The sequence below is a fragment of the Metabacillus rhizosphaerae genome, assembly GCF_037201795.1.
Lineage (GTDB): Bacteria > Bacillota > Bacilli > Bacillales > Bacillaceae > Metabacillus > Metabacillus rhizosphaerae.
The window spans coordinates 5,034,068-5,052,449 of the sequence record NZ_CP147403.1; the positions used below are offsets into that span (position 1 = coordinate 5,034,068).

Annotated in this window: 10 protein-coding genes; all 10 read right to left on the reverse strand. The window is 35.1% G+C overall.

What is annotated here, in order from left to right:
* Nucleotides 1–101: 101 nt before the first annotated feature.
* Nucleotides 102–1,118 (reverse strand): ABC transporter substrate-binding protein, encoded by a 1,017-nt coding sequence (locus WCV66_RS24075; protein WP_066324402.1) that lies wholly within the window; start codon nt 1,116–1,118, stop codon nt 102–104.
* A 370-nt stretch (nt 1,119–1,488) separates the two neighbouring features.
* Nucleotides 1,489–3,483 carry a glycoside hydrolase family 43 protein gene (locus WCV66_RS24080; protein ID WP_338787148.1) on the reverse strand — a complete coding sequence of 665 codons (1,995 nt, stop codon included), beginning with the start codon at nt 3,481–3,483 and terminating at the stop codon, nt 1,489–1,491.
* Between the two features lie 111 nt (nt 3,484–3,594).
* On the reverse strand, nt 3,595–4,608 hold the full coding sequence (locus WCV66_RS24085; RefSeq protein WP_338787149.1) for an endo-1,4-beta-xylanase: 1,014 nt from the start codon (nt 4,606–4,608) through the stop codon (nt 3,595–3,597).
* 177 nt (nt 4,609–4,785) lie between these two features.
* Entirely contained in the window at nt 4,786–5,940 is a 1,155-nt protein-coding gene (locus tag WCV66_RS24090; protein ID WP_338787150.1) for an endo-1,4-beta-xylanase, read from the reverse strand.
* Nucleotides 5,941–5,991: 51 nt separating this feature from the next.
* Nucleotides 5,992–6,906 (reverse strand): carbohydrate ABC transporter permease, encoded by a 915-nt coding sequence (locus WCV66_RS24095; protein WP_338787151.1) that lies wholly within the window; start codon nt 6,904–6,906, stop codon nt 5,992–5,994.
* 12 nt (nt 6,907–6,918) lie between these two features.
* Nucleotides 6,919–7,893 (reverse strand): ABC transporter permease, encoded by a 975-nt coding sequence (locus WCV66_RS24100; protein WP_413789609.1) that lies wholly within the window; start codon nt 7,891–7,893, stop codon nt 6,919–6,921.
* 130 nt (nt 7,894–8,023) lie between these two features.
* Entirely contained in the window at nt 8,024–9,682 is a 1,659-nt protein-coding gene (locus WCV66_RS24105; RefSeq protein ID WP_338787152.1) for an extracellular solute-binding protein, read from the reverse strand.
* 336 nt (nt 9,683–10,018) lie between these two features.
* Nucleotides 10,019–11,761 (reverse strand): sensor histidine kinase, encoded by a 1,743-nt coding sequence (locus WCV66_RS24110; RefSeq protein ID WP_338787153.1) that lies wholly within the window; start codon nt 11,759–11,761, stop codon nt 10,019–10,021.
* A gap of 25 nt (nt 11,762–11,786) precedes the next feature.
* On the reverse strand, nt 11,787–13,334 hold the full coding sequence (locus WCV66_RS24115; RefSeq protein WP_338787154.1) for a response regulator transcription factor: 1,548 nt from the start codon (nt 13,332–13,334) through the stop codon (nt 11,787–11,789).
* 291 nt (nt 13,335–13,625) lie between these two features.
* On the reverse strand, nt 13,626–18,146 hold the full coding sequence (locus WCV66_RS24120; RefSeq protein ID WP_338787155.1) for a family 43 glycosylhydrolase: 4,521 nt from the start codon (nt 18,144–18,146) through the stop codon (nt 13,626–13,628).
* Nucleotides 18,147–18,382: the final 236 nt, after the last annotated feature.

Consider the following 18,382-nt stretch of genomic DNA (forward strand, 5'->3'; position numbering starts at 1 on the left):
TTCCCCTCCTAACAATCTCTTATTTTAAGAGCCACTAGTTAGTTAATAGTAAAAGATATACTATCTATCTAGTGGCTTATTTGTTATTTTATTTCCCTAGTTTAATACTCTCGTGTTGGGAGTAATTCTTCAGCTTGATCCATTGTGTACATGCTTTCTTCTACAGCTACACGCTTATCAATCTCTTCACCAGCTAAATGTGCCTCAATTAAATCAACCATTTGTGGACCAAATAATGGGTTACACTCAACTGTTACGTTCATCTTACCTGCTGCCATTGCTTCGAACGCACCTTTTACTGCGTCAACACCAATGATTTTAATATCTTCACCTGGTTTTAATCCATACTCTTCAATTGCTTGAATCGCACCAATTGCCATATCATCATTATGAGAATAGAGAACATCTATGTTTTCTCCATCTGCTTTTAAGAACGCTTCCATAACTTCTTTTCCTTTTGCACGAGTAAAGTCACCTGTTTGAGATTTTGTGATTTTTAGATTTGGATGATCTGCGATGACTTCTTCAAACCCTTCTTTACGGTCAATCGCAGGTGCTGATCCAACTGTTCCTTGAAGTTCAACGATATTGACATCACCATCTACATCAGCTGTTTCCTCAACTAACCAATTTGCAGCTTTTCTACCTTCTTCAACAAAGTCTGAACCTAAGAATGTTACCCATAAGGAATCATCTTCTATATCAACAGCACGGTCAGAAAGAAAAACTGGAATTCCTGCATCCTTCGCTTCTTGTAACACTGTTTCAAAACCTGTTTCAACAACAGGAGAGAAGACAATTGCATCTACTTTTTGCGCGATGAAAGAACGAATGGCCTTAATTTGATTTTCTTGCTTTTGTTGGGCATCTGAAAATTTCAATTCATGACCTGCAGCTTTAATGGCTTCTTGCATTGACTTCGTGTTTGCTGTTCTCCATTCACTTTCTGCTCCAACTTGTGAAAAGCCTATTACTAACTTATCACTAGACTTAGAATCTCCTGAACTAGTACCAGACTCTGTTTGCCCCCCTGTACCTGATGAGCTACATGCTGATAATAAGAGCATAAGTGCCATCATAAGTAGTAAAATCATTTTTCCTTTAAGTAATTTCTTCATAATTTGAAGCCTCCCCTTTTTCTTCAATTCAAAAGCTTTTTAACTTTTTTGAATTTGTATACTCTGATTATAAAGCGTTTACAGACAATTGGTGAATGGAATAACTTTCGAAAAAATTGTACATTCATTGTGTATTTATTAATCATAGACTTTTTTAAACTTCAAATTCTTTTTAAAAATTGCATTATTTTTCGCCTAAAACTTATAGATAATAATTAGGAAACCAAATCTTATCATTTCCACTTAAAGCTAGCATACTAAATTATTTGGATGTAAGATTGCTATTATTAACATGCTTTTTACTTATTCTACTTTGAAAAAGAAAACAGACATAGAGGATATCCCTATGTCTGTTTAAAATATGGGCTATTTATTTACTTGATATACTTTGTTCTGATGTTGTAAATTTCCAATAATCCATATTAAATAAGTTGTTTTCTCCTTCTCCTTTGAACATGAAGAATATATTGTGTCTACCGCTAACGTTCTTTACTTTGGTTTTCATCAGTTGCCATTCTTGGTCTCCACCAGTAGGTTTAACGTCGAGCGTACCAATAACTTTACCAATTGGACTGTCCAGGCGAATTTCAATCGTACCACCTGAAGTTGACGCAATATTTGTTTCGAAAGATACAGCTCGATTTTTACCAAAATCTGCTTGTGATACAGCAATCCATTCTCCATTATTGATGTCCGTTACATTAAGGTTAATGCTCTCTACCAAGCTGCCAGGTGCTTCGGATTTCTCAGTCGATATTCCAGCATTCCATGCGATTGTTTCAGCCTCGTTCCTCTTATATGGATCAAGGCTGGTAACCTGGGATACACCTTTCATATCTGCTTTGACATCTTTTATATGACCATTCTCGTCATATTCAACCTTATTAATGTGAGGAGAACGGTACCCTTGAGCAGTCCCTAATTCTTTCGCTAATGTTTGTGCATGATAGGTTATATACGTTTGGCCTTTAAACTCAAAGAAATCTTGATGATTGTTTCCTCCAACACCAAAAAATAAATATGGATTTTTAAGTGCTGTACCTACATATTTAAATGGACCCATCGGATCTTCACTTATCATATAAGCAATTTCACCAGTCTTCGGATCGTCTGCCTCACGTACACCAGAGAAGTTTGTACTATATGAATAGTAGTACTTACCATTACGTTTGTGAATACCTGAAGCTTCGAACAAGAATGGTGCATCAATTACTTTTGCTTCCCCTTCTGTATGAATCATATCATCACTTAACCTAATAACTCTGGCAGTTTTCGGAGATTCCGCTTGCTCTTGGGTTGGTGGTGAACCTGGTACACCTCCGCCGTAATACAAATATGCTTGACCATCATCATCGACAAAGGCTGCAGGGTCAAAGAGCCACGTTACCCCATCAGCTTCAGGTGTATTCCGGGCTACTAAAGGTTTCCCAAGCGGATCTGTCCAAGGCCCAATAGGACTATCTGATGTAAGTACACCAATACCTGACGCGTTATTTGAAAAATACAAGAAAAATTTATCCTTACCTTCAATATTCCTATGTTCAGTAGATACCGCCCACGATTGAGTCGCCCATTTTGCTGCGCCATTAGGTCCTGCTACAGGAATTGCACCGTGGTCAGTCCAGTTGATCATATCATCAGAAGAAATGACGGTAACTGTATTAATCTTGCCATAGGTATTCGGTACGACATTTCCGTTTGCATCATATTCGTACTGATCATTCGTTAAATATATATATACCCTTCCATCGTAAACCATCGCATGTGGATCGGCCCCAAATTTATGGCTGATAAGTGGATTGGCATAACCAGGAATCTTTGCAACTGCACCTGTATCCAATAGTTTTAATTCAATGTTGGCTACTGCATCATGTACTGAATATTCAATGTCTCCACCATTAACCTTGATATAATTGGTCCTGATAACTTCCGTATAATCGGATGTCACAAAATCTTTTACTTTTAATTTAATCGTTGCAAATAAATCAGATTTTTTATGTGAGAAGCTTACATTACCACCCTTTACATGAAGCATTAAATGATTATTAGAATAAGTATATGAACTTGCTCCATTAATATTTTTTGAGTTGAATTCCACCCCAGTCACAATTAGACTATCAGGGATATTGAATGATGCAGCAATGGAGGTGTATCGTCCTTTTGACAACTCATCCAATTTCACTGGGACTTCTAACTCTATATTTGGAGCACCAACGACTTCAAAAACATCTTCTAACTCCGCATTCAGAACTGTTGGTGATGTACCTGTACTTCTTTCATTTATTTGAGCAAATGATGTTTTATTTGGTACAAAATTCAGTAACATTGAAAACATTACAATCAGTAAAAACAGCTTCTTATACATTCTTATAAATCTCCTTCTACTAAGATTTTATTTATCAATAGGATTTTAAATCGAATGACTCTTAGAATCCTTTTTTCCTTTTTAGTAAGTAACATAGTTTAATTATTTAGATTATTTAAAACTAGTAATTTTATGAAACGCTTGTTTTGGAAGCTGATTGTCATCAAATAATAACGGCCAATTCTTTCTGCCTCTTACAGGGAAGTTGTCTAACCATGTATAATCATCTGCAACACCCCAGAAGGTAACGCAACTGATTACGTCCCTATATTCACGTAACAAAGCAAACAATTGCTCATAGCGTTCCTCTTGTAATGCAACCATTTCAGTCGTTGGCTCTTTTAGATCTGTTCGTCTGTCGGTAGTATCAAATACCGAAACATCTAGTTCAGTAAGCTGAATTTGCAAGCCAAGGGATGCATATTTTTCAATCGCAGCACGAATGTTATCTAACGTTGGACTAGTTAAATTCCAATGTGCCTGCATGCCTATTCCATGTAGTGGAACATCTTTTTTGAGTAAAGATTTTACTAATTTATAAATTTTGTCACGTTTTTGTGGGTGACTCTCATTATAATCGTTATAAAAAAGCAATGCCTTTGGATCAGCCTCATGGGCAAACCGAAATGACTTTTCTATAAAATCTTCTCCTACGATATCCAGATAGTTTGATTTTCTTAAAAAGAGATTCTCACTATCATCAATTACCTCATTTACAACATCCCAACTATGAATACGGCCTTTATAACGACCTACAACAGTTGAAATATGCGTTTGCATTCGGTCTAATAGCAAATCTCTTTTTGCAACTGAACCATCTGGTGTGGTAAACATCCAATCTGGAGTTTGATTATGCCATACCAATGTATGACCACGCATCTTCATTTTATGTTCTTCGGCAAAAGCTACAAATTGATCAGCCTTTTCAAACGTAAATTTATTTTCCTCAGGCTGGAGATTTTCAGGTTTCATATCATTCTCAGCTGTTATACTGTTAAAATGTTTGGTTAAGAGTTGTTTTGAGCTTTCAATTGTATGTTGATTGATAGCGGCACCAATTGAAAAGCAATCACTATATACGTCTGAAAAAGATGGAATATTCAACTTAGATTGTAGTTGACTCATATCTTTCCCTCCCTATGGCTAATAGAATTGATAAAAATAAGTTACAAAGACCAACTTTTTCCTTGATTAAGCCTAAACGATTTGTTATTAATCTTTTTTTATATAAGGCTATTTTGACTTTCTTCTTATCTAGAAAAGAGGTTGCCCTTTCATCTTGAAAAGGCAACTTCAAAATGGTTAATCCATAATTGACCAATATGCAGGTTTAACGTTGTAATCTGGATCAAAAACAAATGGTGCATCTTTACCGACTCCGTTATTGTACTGTTGTGCACGACCGTCTAACCATGTATGGTTATCAGCAATGCCCCAGAATGTGACATTACTAATCTTATTATCTAATTTCTCATATAAAGCAAATAAAGCATCATAACGTTCAGCCTGTGCTTGGAGCTTCTCTTCTGGAATGGCTTCATAAGTCTCATAAGCAGGTCTTGGCGGCCAACCATAAAGACTAACATCAAGCTCTGTAATTTGATTATCTAATCCAAGACTTGCAAACAAATTAATCGAATCTTCAATCTCTTGAATAGACGGCCAGCCAATTTGAATATGAGACTGATGCCCAACTCCATCGATCGGAACTCCCTGCTCCAGTAAATCTTTCACTAGATTATATAAGTAAGTTCTCTTCGGCTCTACTTCTGTATTGTAATCATTGATATAAAGCTTTGCGTCTTTTCCGGCGTATTTTCTAGCTGTTTCAAATGCAACCTTAATATAGTCAGTGCCCGTAATTTGGTACCATGGTGATTCACGTAAACCTTTTTCATTCTGTGGGGAATCATCGATTACTTCGTTCACAACATCCCATGAGTCTACATCATCTTTATATCGTTTAACGATTGTTTTTACATGGGTTTCTAAGCGCTTTAATAAAAGCCTTGTATTTTTCTCGCGTTTTTTTGGGTCTGTCTCATCTACCATTTGATTTCCTTCCTTATCAAGGAAAAACCATTGTGGCACTTGGCTATGCCAGACAAGAGTATGAAAACGTAAGTCCATATCATTCTCTTTAGCAAACTTCACGATTTTATCAGCCTCTTCAAAGTTAAATTTTCCTTCTTCTGGCTGTATATTAATAGGCTTCATTACATTCTCTGCAACGATGCTATTATAATGGCGCTTTAGTATTTTGGCAGTCTTTCCTTCTAATTGATAAGGCTCGACGGCAGCACCGATTGTGAAAGAATCTTCATATCTTTCATTAATTGAAACTACGTTTAAAGCATTTAATGGTTTATCTAAAGCAGATACACTATTTGTACCTAGAGGTAATAATAATGCTATTGCTAATCCAGAGAAAATTTGTTTTCGTAATATTTTTTTCATGTCCTTACTCCTTTACATTTTTTAAGATTTTTAACATTAGAAAAGATTAAATTATTTAACTGCACCTAAAGTCATACCCTTAACAAAGTACTTTTGTAGAAACGGGTACACACAAATAATTGGTAGACTCGCTACAATGGTCATAGTAGCTTGAATAGACTTAGGTGTAACAGCTTGGACAGCATGTTCACCATTTGCTTGGGCGGTATTCCAATCACCATTTGAAGTTGCAGTATTCTGAAGAATTTTCATTAACTCGTATTGCAATGTCGTTAAATTCTCATTGCTTGAGTTATACAAAAATACGTCAAACCATTGGTTCCATTGTCCTACAGCAACAAATAGTGCTACGGTTGCTAATACCGGTAAGGACAGAGGCAACACAATTTGAAAGAAAACCCTAAAGTCCCCAGCCCCGTCAATCCGCGCTTGTTCAAAAAGACTTTTTGGAAGTCCTTCTATAAATGAACGCATGATTATAAGATTGAATGCACTTATTAATCCCGGTATGATATAAACCCAAAATGTTCCGATTAAATGTAAATCTCTCATTAAAAGGAATGTTGGAATTAACCCGCCATTAAAATACATAGTCATTATAAAAATAATTGTTACCGACTTTTTAAGAACAAATTTTTCTTGAGCAATCGCATATGCCACCATTGCAGTACATAATAATCCAATTCCTGTACCAACAACTGTTCTTGCTACCGATACGAAAATTGCCTGAATGATCGATGCTTGAGTAAATACATATTCATAGTTTCTCCAAGTAAATTCTCTTGGCCATAAATGGATTCCACCTTTTACAGAATCTGTTGCAGCATTAAAAGAAAGGGCTACTTGGTTTAGAAAAGGGTATAGCATGATGACACTAAGTAAAATCATAAAAATAATGGTACAAGTGTCAAAAACTACATCTTCTCTCGTTCTCATCAAGCTCTTCCTTTTTTTAACTCTTAACATTCTATATCCCTCCTAATATAAACCGCCTTGGCCCATTTTTTTCGAGAATGAATTTGCGGCAATCAAGAATATTAAGCTAATAACCGTTTTAAACACTCCTGCTGCCGTGGCCAATGAGAAGTTAAACATGGAAATACCATAGTTGATGACAAATACATCTATATTTTCTGAGAACTCTACGTTCTGTCCATTCCCTAATAAATATTGAGGTTCAAATCCAGCCTCAATAATGTACCCAATATTCATAATTAAAAGGATCACAATTACTTGCTTCATGCCAGGAAGTGTAATATAGCGAATTCTTTGTAAACGAGAAGCTCCATCAATTTTGGCTGCTTCAAATTGTTCTTGATCAATCATCGAAATGGCTGCTAAATAAATAATGGTATTCCACCCTACATTTTTCCAAACTTCTGCAGCACCTAAAATCCCCCAGAAATACTCTCCGATTCCAAGCCAAAGAATTTCCTCATCAATAATATGAAGCCCTATCAATATTTCATTAATGACTCCATCAATAGACAATACAGATGAAACAAGTGCAGCTGCTACAACCCAAGAAAGAAAGTGTGGCAGATAGCTAATCGTTTGAACGACTCTTTTAAATTTAAGATTTGTTAATTCATTGATTAATAGAGCTAAACCAATCGCGGTTACAAATCCTAAAACTAAATTAATGATACTTTGAGCCAACGTATTTCTCAGTACTCCTAAGAAACGAGCATCTGTGAATAAAAAGGTGAAATGTTTAAAACCTACCCATTCTTGTTCTGAAAAAGGACGAGCCGGCTTAAAATCCTGAAATGCCATTGTCCATCCCCAAACAGGGAAATATTTAAAGATAAAGACCCAAATCACAAAAGGCATTGTCATCAATAATAATGCTTTTTGGCTACGACATTTTTTTAGAAACGCTTTCATTCCCTTCGCTTCATTTGGTAGCACTGTTGGAGATAAAAGTGCTTTTTCTTTCGTTTGCGCTTGCATATTTGTCCCTCCTATCCTATTCAATAAGTAAACTCTAAAAATTCATTCCATTCGTCGCAAAATTTACGTTAATAGAAAGAAGGCTGAACTTCCTTTTATAGATCATTCAGCCTTCTTATTAAGTTCTTTACTACTTCATAAGTGAAGCTTCTTTTTTAACCGATTCCTCCATTACTTCTTCATAGGCTTTATATGGAAGCTTTTCAAAATCTTTCTTAAATTTGTTCCACTCGGAATCAAAATCAGATGGATTCGAAAGTATAATATCTGGATATGAACGTTTGATTAAATCACGAGACTGTTGGTCATATAACTGTGCCTCAGATCCTGTCTCGATCGTGGCATCCCAGAAAGGAAACCATGGTGCTGGTTCTGGCTCAGTGAATAAATCAGTAAACGTTTCAATGTTATATGCTTTTAAAAACTCTTTATCCACTTCATCATAAGCAAGCTGGGCAACTTCAGGCTGTACATTTGGATCAACAGAGTTACCGTCATCAAAAGTACCACTCATAATTGGCCAGTACCAGCCTAGTGCAGAAAACCCAAATTCATCTCTAAACTCTTCTTTATTAACTAAATCAATTTGTTCTTGTGTTCGAACAAAACGCCCTTCTTCATTTACATCATATGTTTCTCCCTCTATACCCCAAGTAATTAATTTTTGGGAATCAATTTTAGCCATATGATCTAAAAATTTAATAATTCTAATTTGATCTTCTTCAGGAGTACCTGTTGTTAATCCCATCCCTGGAGAGGTTACAAACGATTCCGGATTCAAGTATTGGTCTTTGATTCCTTCCTCAAATACAATAGGGAATCCCATAAAATCATTATACGGATCATCATCTTGTTCAAGAGTATCTAACGCTGTACCTGACTCCCATCGAGGCCCAAACCATCCTACAACTCGTCCTGAGGATATCTTAGCTAAATACTCATCATAGTTTTGTGTAAAAGATTCTTTATCAAGTAAGCCCTTTTTGTTTATTTGATTTAATTTCCCTAACCATTCCTTTGTAATATCCTTATTATGGTAAACAGATACATCTAGTGTTTCATTATCAACAATGATTCCTTCCTGTTCACCTGATAGAAAGGCTGGAGGATCAAATAGTTGTCCTACATGCCAATCATATTGTAATAATGTATATGGAATTGTTTTTGCACCGTTTGTCGTTGGGTGGGCTTTTGCATATTTTTCAATAATATCGAAATATTCATCTATCGTTTTAGGATGTGGATAACCTTGCTCTTTTAGTGCTTCACGTTTTATAAAAAATGCACTCTGTCCTATATTTGGTGGCTTTATATATCCATTAGATACACCAGATGGTAGAATATAAATGTTTCCATCCTCTAGTTTCATTTTTTCCCAAATTGGTTCATATAATTTTCTTAAATTTGGAGCATGCTCTTCTATAAGATCATTCAGTGGTACAAATCCACCTGCATCTATCACATCAGCTGTTGCATTTTGCGCATTAAGCAATTCCGGATATTCACCACTAGCGATCATTGTCCCGATCTTCTGGTTACTGTCCCCTACAATATGCTCAATATCAAAGTTAACACCTGTTGCCTCTTCGAACATTTTTCCTATTTTGGTATCACCCGTATTGACATCTTTTCCTGTAGAAGATGCATTAAAGAATGTGTAAGTCAAAACTTCTCCGTTTTCACTAGAGTTACTTTCTTTTCCACTCTTTTCTGCATTCGTACATGCTGAAGTGACGAGCAACATGACCATTAGTGCAAAAGCTAGAATTCTAGATTTCCTTTTTAACAATTTAACTCCCCCTTTGTTAAAGTTAAGTAATAGCTAAGCAACACCGATACCACAATATTGTAAGCACTTTCATTATAACTTTCATGCTTATCTTAAGTGACCATATAAAGTATAGTTTTTACTTTGTAAACTTTAGTACCTTATGGAAAAACGAAAACATCAGAATCAAAAATACATGTAAAAGATATAGATTATCGGGTGGATATAAAGAAAAGGCAACTTATTGAGCACTTAATCTATCATGATTTGCTACCAAAAAAAACGAAACCAACACACATCGATCATACGATCGACATGTATTGGCAGCAAAGTTTATTTATCATCTACTTAATAGGGCTATTTTTGAAATGGTAAAACGATTTTAACAGTCGTTCCTTCTCCCTCAACACTTTTAACTTTAAAATCAAAATGATTTGAATAATGCAGCTTTAAACGATAGTAAACATTTTTTATTCCCACATGTTCTCCAATGTTTTCAACCTGTTCTATTGATCGCATTAACTGTTCAAATTCCTCTTTTTCCATCCCCTGCCCATTATCTGTTATCTGACATATTAAAGTATCACCATCACGTTTTATCGATATGTTGATCATTCCGTTTCCTTTTATCGGTTCAATTCCATGTATACTTGCATTTTCTACAAATGGAATAAGAGACATGTTCGGAATAATGCACTTCCTAGCTTCTGGATCAACGTCAATATGGTATTGCATTTTATCATCAAATCGATAATATTGTATTTCTAAAAAGCATTTTATTAAATAAATTTCTTCGTCTACACTGACCCAATCTTTTCCCCAAATGAACGATTTTCTAAGCATTTTCGCCATATTATGAATGATTTTTGCCGTTTCTTCTTCATTCTTTAAAATACTTCTCATCCGAATAGTTTCCAATACATTAAATAGGAAATGTGGGTTAATCTGACTTTGTAAGGCACTTAATTGTGCTTGTTTACGTTGTAATTCTAAATCCTTTTTTTGAATATCTGCTTTATATACTTCATTGATGAGCCTCTTAATTTTAGATGCCATCCGATTAAATGCTTGGGTAAGCTCACCAATTTCATCCTGGTAGTTCACACCCTTGATCAGTTCAAAGTTTTGATCTTCAACTTTCCTCATATGCTTTAAAATACGTAATATACGTACATGAAGAGAGCTTGTAATATAAACAATAAAAAGAGATGGAAAGACTAAATTGATAAGAGCGAAATAGAGAATAAAATTTCGAGAACCCTGAACCTCTTCAAGTAATACCTTCTCTTGAGCAACACCCACTACCTTCCAATTATTTAAATAAGGAACATTAAAGGGTACTTCAAAAACTAACATATCCTTTGAAAATGTAATCGTATCATACTGAATATTTCCTTCTGACCAATTTACCTTTGGATTTGTTGAATATTCAATTGTTTCTTTCTCATCCAACAAATAAATATCACCCGGAAACGTCACATTATGAAAAATACGATCCATTATTCCAATATCAAATTGTAATTCTAATATTTTCTGTGTGGAATCTTTCGTAGTGAAATAATCCATTTCCCTTATTAAACTAAATGTATCTAGTTTTCCAGATTCTCCAATTCTACGAGTCAAAACTGGATAAGAGCTTCTTATTGACTCTGAATCCTTATACCAATGAGACTCTTTAACAAGGGTATCAATTTTATTGACACCCCCTGCATAAATAACCGAATCATTATTTGTGTATAAATTTAGTGAACGAACAGTCGAAAAAAGTGGCACTTCTTTATAAATTCTACTGTAATAATTATAATAAGCATGGATAAAATCAATGCTTGATTCATACTTGGTTTCTAAAAAATTATACAACTCATATTCCGTATATAACTTAGATGAAATTTCAACTGCATCATCTATCGCTGTTCGGAAATCATTCGATATTTGTTTTAAGGAAAGGGAGATATCATTCATCTTTTGTGTTCTTACATTGTTGGAAGTAATTTCATAAAATGCAATGTGCGTTAATGTAATTGGAATGAAAACTGATACTATATAAATGATTAATAGCTTATTTCTTAATCCTATATTATTAAAATTGAATAGATTCATTTTATCTCCATCTCAAAATCTTCCTTTATAGTTTTTTTCGATATTGAGTTGGGGTCATACCAGTCGTTTTCTCAAATTGAGTGACAAAGTAATCAGGATTTGAAAAGCCCACACTTTCTGCTACCTGATAGATACGCAAATCGGTCTGTCTTAATTGTTTTTTCGCTTCATTTATTCGGACTTGTAGAATATATTCTTTAAAATACATGCCATATGTTTTTTTAAATAACTGCCCCATATAAACCGGGTTCATATAAAATGTATTCGCTATATGTTTCAATGTAATATCATTTTTATAGTGTGTATCAACATATTTTTTGATCCTTCGTATGTTTCCTGAACCACACTCCTTGTTCAGTCGATTTAACATTCCAGCTGCCTCTAATAAAAAGTCTAGAAACATGTTCTTAACCTCAACCAAAGTACTAGGCTGGTTGTCCCAATTTAACATGCTCTGTAGTGTAGTTAAATTTTTTTCATCTCCATCCATCGACTGTAAGGTTTTCACCACTTCATGAACAACCCGATTTATAGACGTCCTTACTGCATCTTTTGCGAAAGCCTTCTCTTGAAACTGTTCAAACATCATGACAACGTCTTTTCTAATCTCAGAGATTAGATTTTCTTCGATATGTTCCATTAACGATTGGTATTGTGCTTGATCAAGCTCAATGTAATTAACAGACCTATTTTTTGTGTTACCATATACGATCGGTTTTTCGGATGCTTCCACATACTTAAATTGCAGAGCTTTTATTGCCGTTTCATATGATTCCTTTATATCAATTGCATCATCTACAATCCTTCCGACGTAGATGGTGACATCTGTTTGTAAATGCATCGTTAGCTGAGCCTTTACTATTTCTGAAAAATGAAAAATTCCCCCGCTAAATGGTTGAATTTCTTCATTTTTGACTAGTAGGCCTATTCGGTTACTTCCATGTTCACGAAACAAAGTAGTAGAATTTACAGCCTCACCATGAATAGTTGTACTAATAATTTCACGAATCTTTATCGTATTTACAGCCACATTATTTATCTCTATGATGATATAGGCAAATCCAATTGTTTGATCAATATTCAGTTTTTTCACACAATCATGGCGGAGATCTTCTTCAAGTTCGATTGTTAATAAATCATTGAACGCAGTCTCTGCAACAATATTTTCTCTGTTTCTGTTTAACTGTAATTCTTTCGTATACTTATCTGCTACCTTTCTAAGTGTCTCTTCAATTTCCTCTTTATCTACTGGTTTTAAGATAAAATCATGGACACCATACTTAACAGCTCTTTGGGCATAGTTAAAATCACTATACCCACTAATAATAATGAAATTTGGGTTTGTCTTTTTAAGTTCAACTGTATGTTTTATTAATTCCAGACCATCTAAGACAGGCATCTTAATGTCTGTAATGACTAAATCTGGATGAAACTTCTGAATATACTCCAAAGCATCTTCCCCATTATCTGCTTCTGCACAAACTTCAAAACCACAGCCTTCCCAATCAATAAGATTCATCAATCCTTTACGAACATATCGATCATCATCTACTAAGAATACTTTGAAAGCCACCGTAATCATTCCTCCATTCAAAAAGGCACTAGATCAATCAGCACCAACATTATAGCGCTTTCATTTTTTCTTGTTACCATTTTAGCCTTACTAGAGTCATATAGAGGTCTCATTGATTAAGTTTGTTTATTCTATAAACTAACTATATATTAAAAATTCTCATTTTTCAAATTCTTCGGGTGAACTAAATTGATAAAATCACGACAGGAAAGATAACGAAGGAAAGCACATTTCAACTATTAAGAATATGTGCTTCCTTCCTGTTTTCATCTTTTATCTAACCGATTACGATTATTTTTTTAAAAGATCCGCAAAAGATCTTAATAGATTACTATCTTGTTCAGAAATAGCTTTCCCGCTTTGAGCATTGAGTTGGTTTTTATAAGCATTTAGTTGACCAGCAAATGCCTCTTTATTTCCCTTGGCTGCTGATGCTTTTGCCGCTTGAAGCTTTTTCGTTAGTGAATCTGCAACTCCTTGTTTTGTTACAAAAGCTTCTGTTAATCGACTTAAACTATCAAAGTCAACTGTTACTGTAAATTGGAACTCAACATCTGTTTTATTACCAGCTTTATCAGTTGCAGAAGCAGTGACTTTATTTACTCCTACCTCAAAGCTATATGCTGGACCCTCAACATTTGGACATTCTTTAGAAGCTACTCCTGACAACTCATCGACTACATTGCAAGTAATCTTAATAGACGAATCGATAGAATAGGAATCTTGATGCCCCTTAAATTCGATTACAGGAGCAGTCGTATCTAATATGATTTTTTGTTGATATGTTTCACTTACATTTCCAGCTTGATCTTTAAATTCAACATATACTGTCTTCTCACCATCACCAGATGGTAACGTATATTCTTTTGAAGTTGTATACGCTTCCCATTCTGTCCATTCTTTAGTGTCATTTGAGTAGCGAACTTGATGAACTCCACTACTGTCATCCGTTGCTTCAAGAGATAAGGTAACAGCTGACTTATTTGTATACTCCGCGCCAGAACTAATTGTAAAGTGACCTACGGGACTTTCTGTATCTCCTTTTTCTATATAAACAGGTTCAGTAATACCATTTAATGTGGGTTTAACTTGTTTAATCGAACCATCCGTGTTAAATTCCATCTTATCAATGACTACTTCACGGTTAAAACCGTTACCATCAGGAATGGCATGCCTTGCATAAACAATATAATAATCATCTGTGTTCGGTATGTTTAATACAGAGTGATGACCAGGTCCTTTGATTCCAAGGCTTAAATCTTTACTAAGAATGACACCTTTCTTCGTCCAAGGCCCCATTGGAGATGATCCTGTTGCATATGCAACCTGATAGTTCTCACTACCAGTATCATCCTCTGACCACATTAAGTAATAAATACCATCCCGCTTAAAAACAACAGGAGCCTCTCTAAAATTCGCAGGTGTCATATTCACTGGATCCTGGGCAAATGAAACCATATCATCGTTTAGCTTCGCACCAAATAAATTTCCATTCCCCCAATAAAAGTAATACTGACCATCATCATCTTTAAATGCATAGGGGTCAATGGCTTGGCCTGGATATATTCCACTTGGCACTAATGGTTTATCAAGAGCATCTTTAAACGGTCCTGTTGGAGATGTAGATGTTGCTACACCTATGTTGGCGTCTGCAGAGAAGTAGTAATAATACGTCCCATCTTTTTCTGTAATGGTAGGTGCCCAAGCACGATTATCTGCCCAAGTCACATCATCTGTTGCAAGATCTAAAATAACACCTTCATCCTTCCAATTGATTAAATCCTTTGAAGAAAACGCTTTAAATTGTGAACCTGACCAGCCATCAAATCCATCTGTTGTAGGATAAATATAATACGTATCTCCAAAAACAGCGATTTGTGGATCTGCATAAAGTCCTGGCAATGTACCTGATGGATACATCTTCAATTTCACAGTCCATTCCTGCTTGTTTCCATCTTTGTCTGTCACTGTATATGTAACAGGGTTTGTAAAATCTTGTGTTTCACCTGATGCTGGACTCACTGTAGAACCTGGTAAAAGGGTAATCGCCGGTGTTAATTTTGTAATATCTATATCTTGCCCCTCTTTAATAGGAACAGCAATTGTATGAGCTTTCTTATCAATTTCAGCTTGACCCTTTTGACCAGGAACTTCAAAGTTTCCAATACCAGTCGGTTCAATGCTCATTTCAAGGATCTCAGCTTCTGAGAGCGCACGATTATAAATCTTTACATTGTCGAAAGATCCTTTAAAGTATTGATCTCCAGAATAGAAGGATTTCCCTAAGTATGCTGATAAATCTGCTCCTAAGTCTTTCATTGCCACTGTTACATTGTTATTTTCAGCTACAAGAATACCATCCTTATACATCTTCATACTTGTAGGTGTCATGACAAGTTTGATATTCATCCACTTGTTCTTAATGGAAGATGTATTCGTTTTAACCTCCTGTTCGCTAGACCAACTGTTTACCGTAATGGCATTTCTTATTTCACTATCACGTGTTCTTAAGAACATATATTTTTGGTCATTCTTACCTACTGAAAAGGTAAAGAAGTTTCCTGATACTGTTTCCGCCTTCATATCCATGGAAATAGATACTGTATCTCTGCCATCAAAGAAACCGGTTGGGAAGGCAGCAAATGTATTAGTCGTACCGTCAAGAGATAATACCTTAGAGTCCTTTTCTTCATCTGTCACATAAGTTGCATTACCATTCAACGTACCAGTATAGTTGTTGCCTGAATCATCCTGAATCTTATTGTCTGTTGTTGTTTCTTCAAAATTGTACTCAAGGATTGGCTCTTTTTGTTCTTCTTCGTCTGGTGCCTCGACTACTTTGTTCCATTTAGCCATGACAGCTTCGTACTCTTCTTGTGTTATAGGTAAGACAGAACCATGTCTTTTTTTATTAGATCCTAAGGAATAGTCTGAAGTTGTTAATTTAGTAAATTGACCACTTGAGAGCTCGGTCGTTAGTAACGGGAGATAACCTTTTCCTGTTGAATACTGATCGACCATTAAATTCCATTCTTCTCTATCATTAAATTTAAAAATTAACGGACCTTCTACATCACGCCCTGTTAATCCTGTTGAATCTTCAATTGTTCCAAGCTTAGACCATGTGCCAAGTATTTGATCACTTTTTTCGATCGTAATTTGTCCATCACCTGAGTAACGGTAATACATATCATTTTCTTTAATGATCGTTGTATCAATAATATGAGCATCACCTGGACGGTCAATAAACACCTTTGGTTCGGTAAACGTATAGAAATCTCTAGTCTTTGCATAATAAATATTGTGTGGTTCAAATACCCCTTGCTCATTACTAGTCGTAGAAGCCCAAAATACAACATATTCGCCTGTTTTTTCATCATAAAAAGCTTCAGGTGCCCATGCATCGCCTGCTTTAGGAGGAGCTACTTCAACCATCCTAGGTTCAGACCAGTTTACTAAATCAGTAGATTCCCAAATAATAAGGGATTTGCTTCCAGCAGTTTGCGCTGCACCCCAACCTTTTCCATTCGCTATACGTAAGTCTGTTGCGATGATATAGAATTTATCCCCTTCTTGAGAACGTAGAATATAGGGATCACGCACACCTTTTTCACCAATATCAGACGTTAATACTGGATTACTTTCATTTAAATCTTTCCAGTTTAATCCATCAGAACTACTCGCGAAATAAATCTGTTCTCCGATATCGTGTTCACCGGTAAAATGTGTCATTAAATAATTAGTGAAATTCTTTTTTTCCGTTTTCGCCTTAACAGTAAGTAGAATTTGCTTTGTATCACTTACTTGACCAGAATGAATAGTCGCTGTTAATTTTACTTGTGTATCAGAGTCCTGTCTTGTTACAACACCAGCGGGAATATCATCATAATTTTCATTTTCTTCTTTATTTACACTTACTACATCTGGTCTGTCGGTTTCCCACGTGATTGATGCTCCTTTATCAGAACTTGTAGGTAACGTAATATTGCCGCGGATGTCATCTGCATTTGGGATTATTAAGTTAGCTTTTGCTAATTCAACAATTTCGACATCTGTTAATGTTGCATTTTGTTTCACTTCATCTGCAGATAAAGTATAGTTATATACTTTAAAATCAGCTAATTTACCAGTAAAGGCTGCATCAGGTTCAAATAGTGATTTCCCAATAAATCCAATAGAATTTGCTGTAGGGTCAACACCTTCTTTTAAAATGTCCATTACTGAATAAGTATGTGGTAGATTTCCAACTGGTTCCCCATTAAGATAAAGAGATATTTCCCCTTCTTTAAAAGTAGTTGTAAAGGTATTTTTTTCTCCTGAATGAATCGTTGCATTTTGAAATAGAAGCTCCTTATCGGAGTTCTTAATCCCAAATCTAACATTACCATTTCCTTGTTTTGGATTTAAAAAGATATAATTTTTCACATTTGGCCAAACACCTGTCTTGTTACCAATACTATAAAGCCAATGTGCAGCACTTGTGCTTGTGCTAAATGTTGTTTCAATGGTGAATGTTTCATCATCAATAATCCCCAAAGGTAATTTTACATATTTAGACTTATCACCAGTGAAGTTTAAGATTTTATCGTTTTCTTCTTCTAAGAAGTCTCCTTCAGTAAATCCAACATATTCTGCATCAAATCCACTGTTCGTCACATCTGTTAACTTACCATTAGCTATTGACATATCATAATGTGCGATTAAGCTATCTTCCACTTTAACAATCTCCTCTGCTTGAATCACTGGTATTGGGAGGAGTGAAATTATTATTACTATTGTCATAAATAGTGATAACCACTTTTTACCCTTCATAGCACTTTACCTCCTTGGCTAATAACGCTTACCGAACTTAATAGGCTAAATAATAGATATCTTTCTATTACTAAATTAAAAACCTAACTTTTTTTTGCATCACCTCCAGCACATTGGGAACTAACGTTTAAAAAGTTTTACACTTTTATATTCCACCCCCTTTCAAGTATCGATTTGTCTAATACGAAATGGATTAGTTCTATAAAGATAAGTAGAGTTCAATTAATCTACTTATT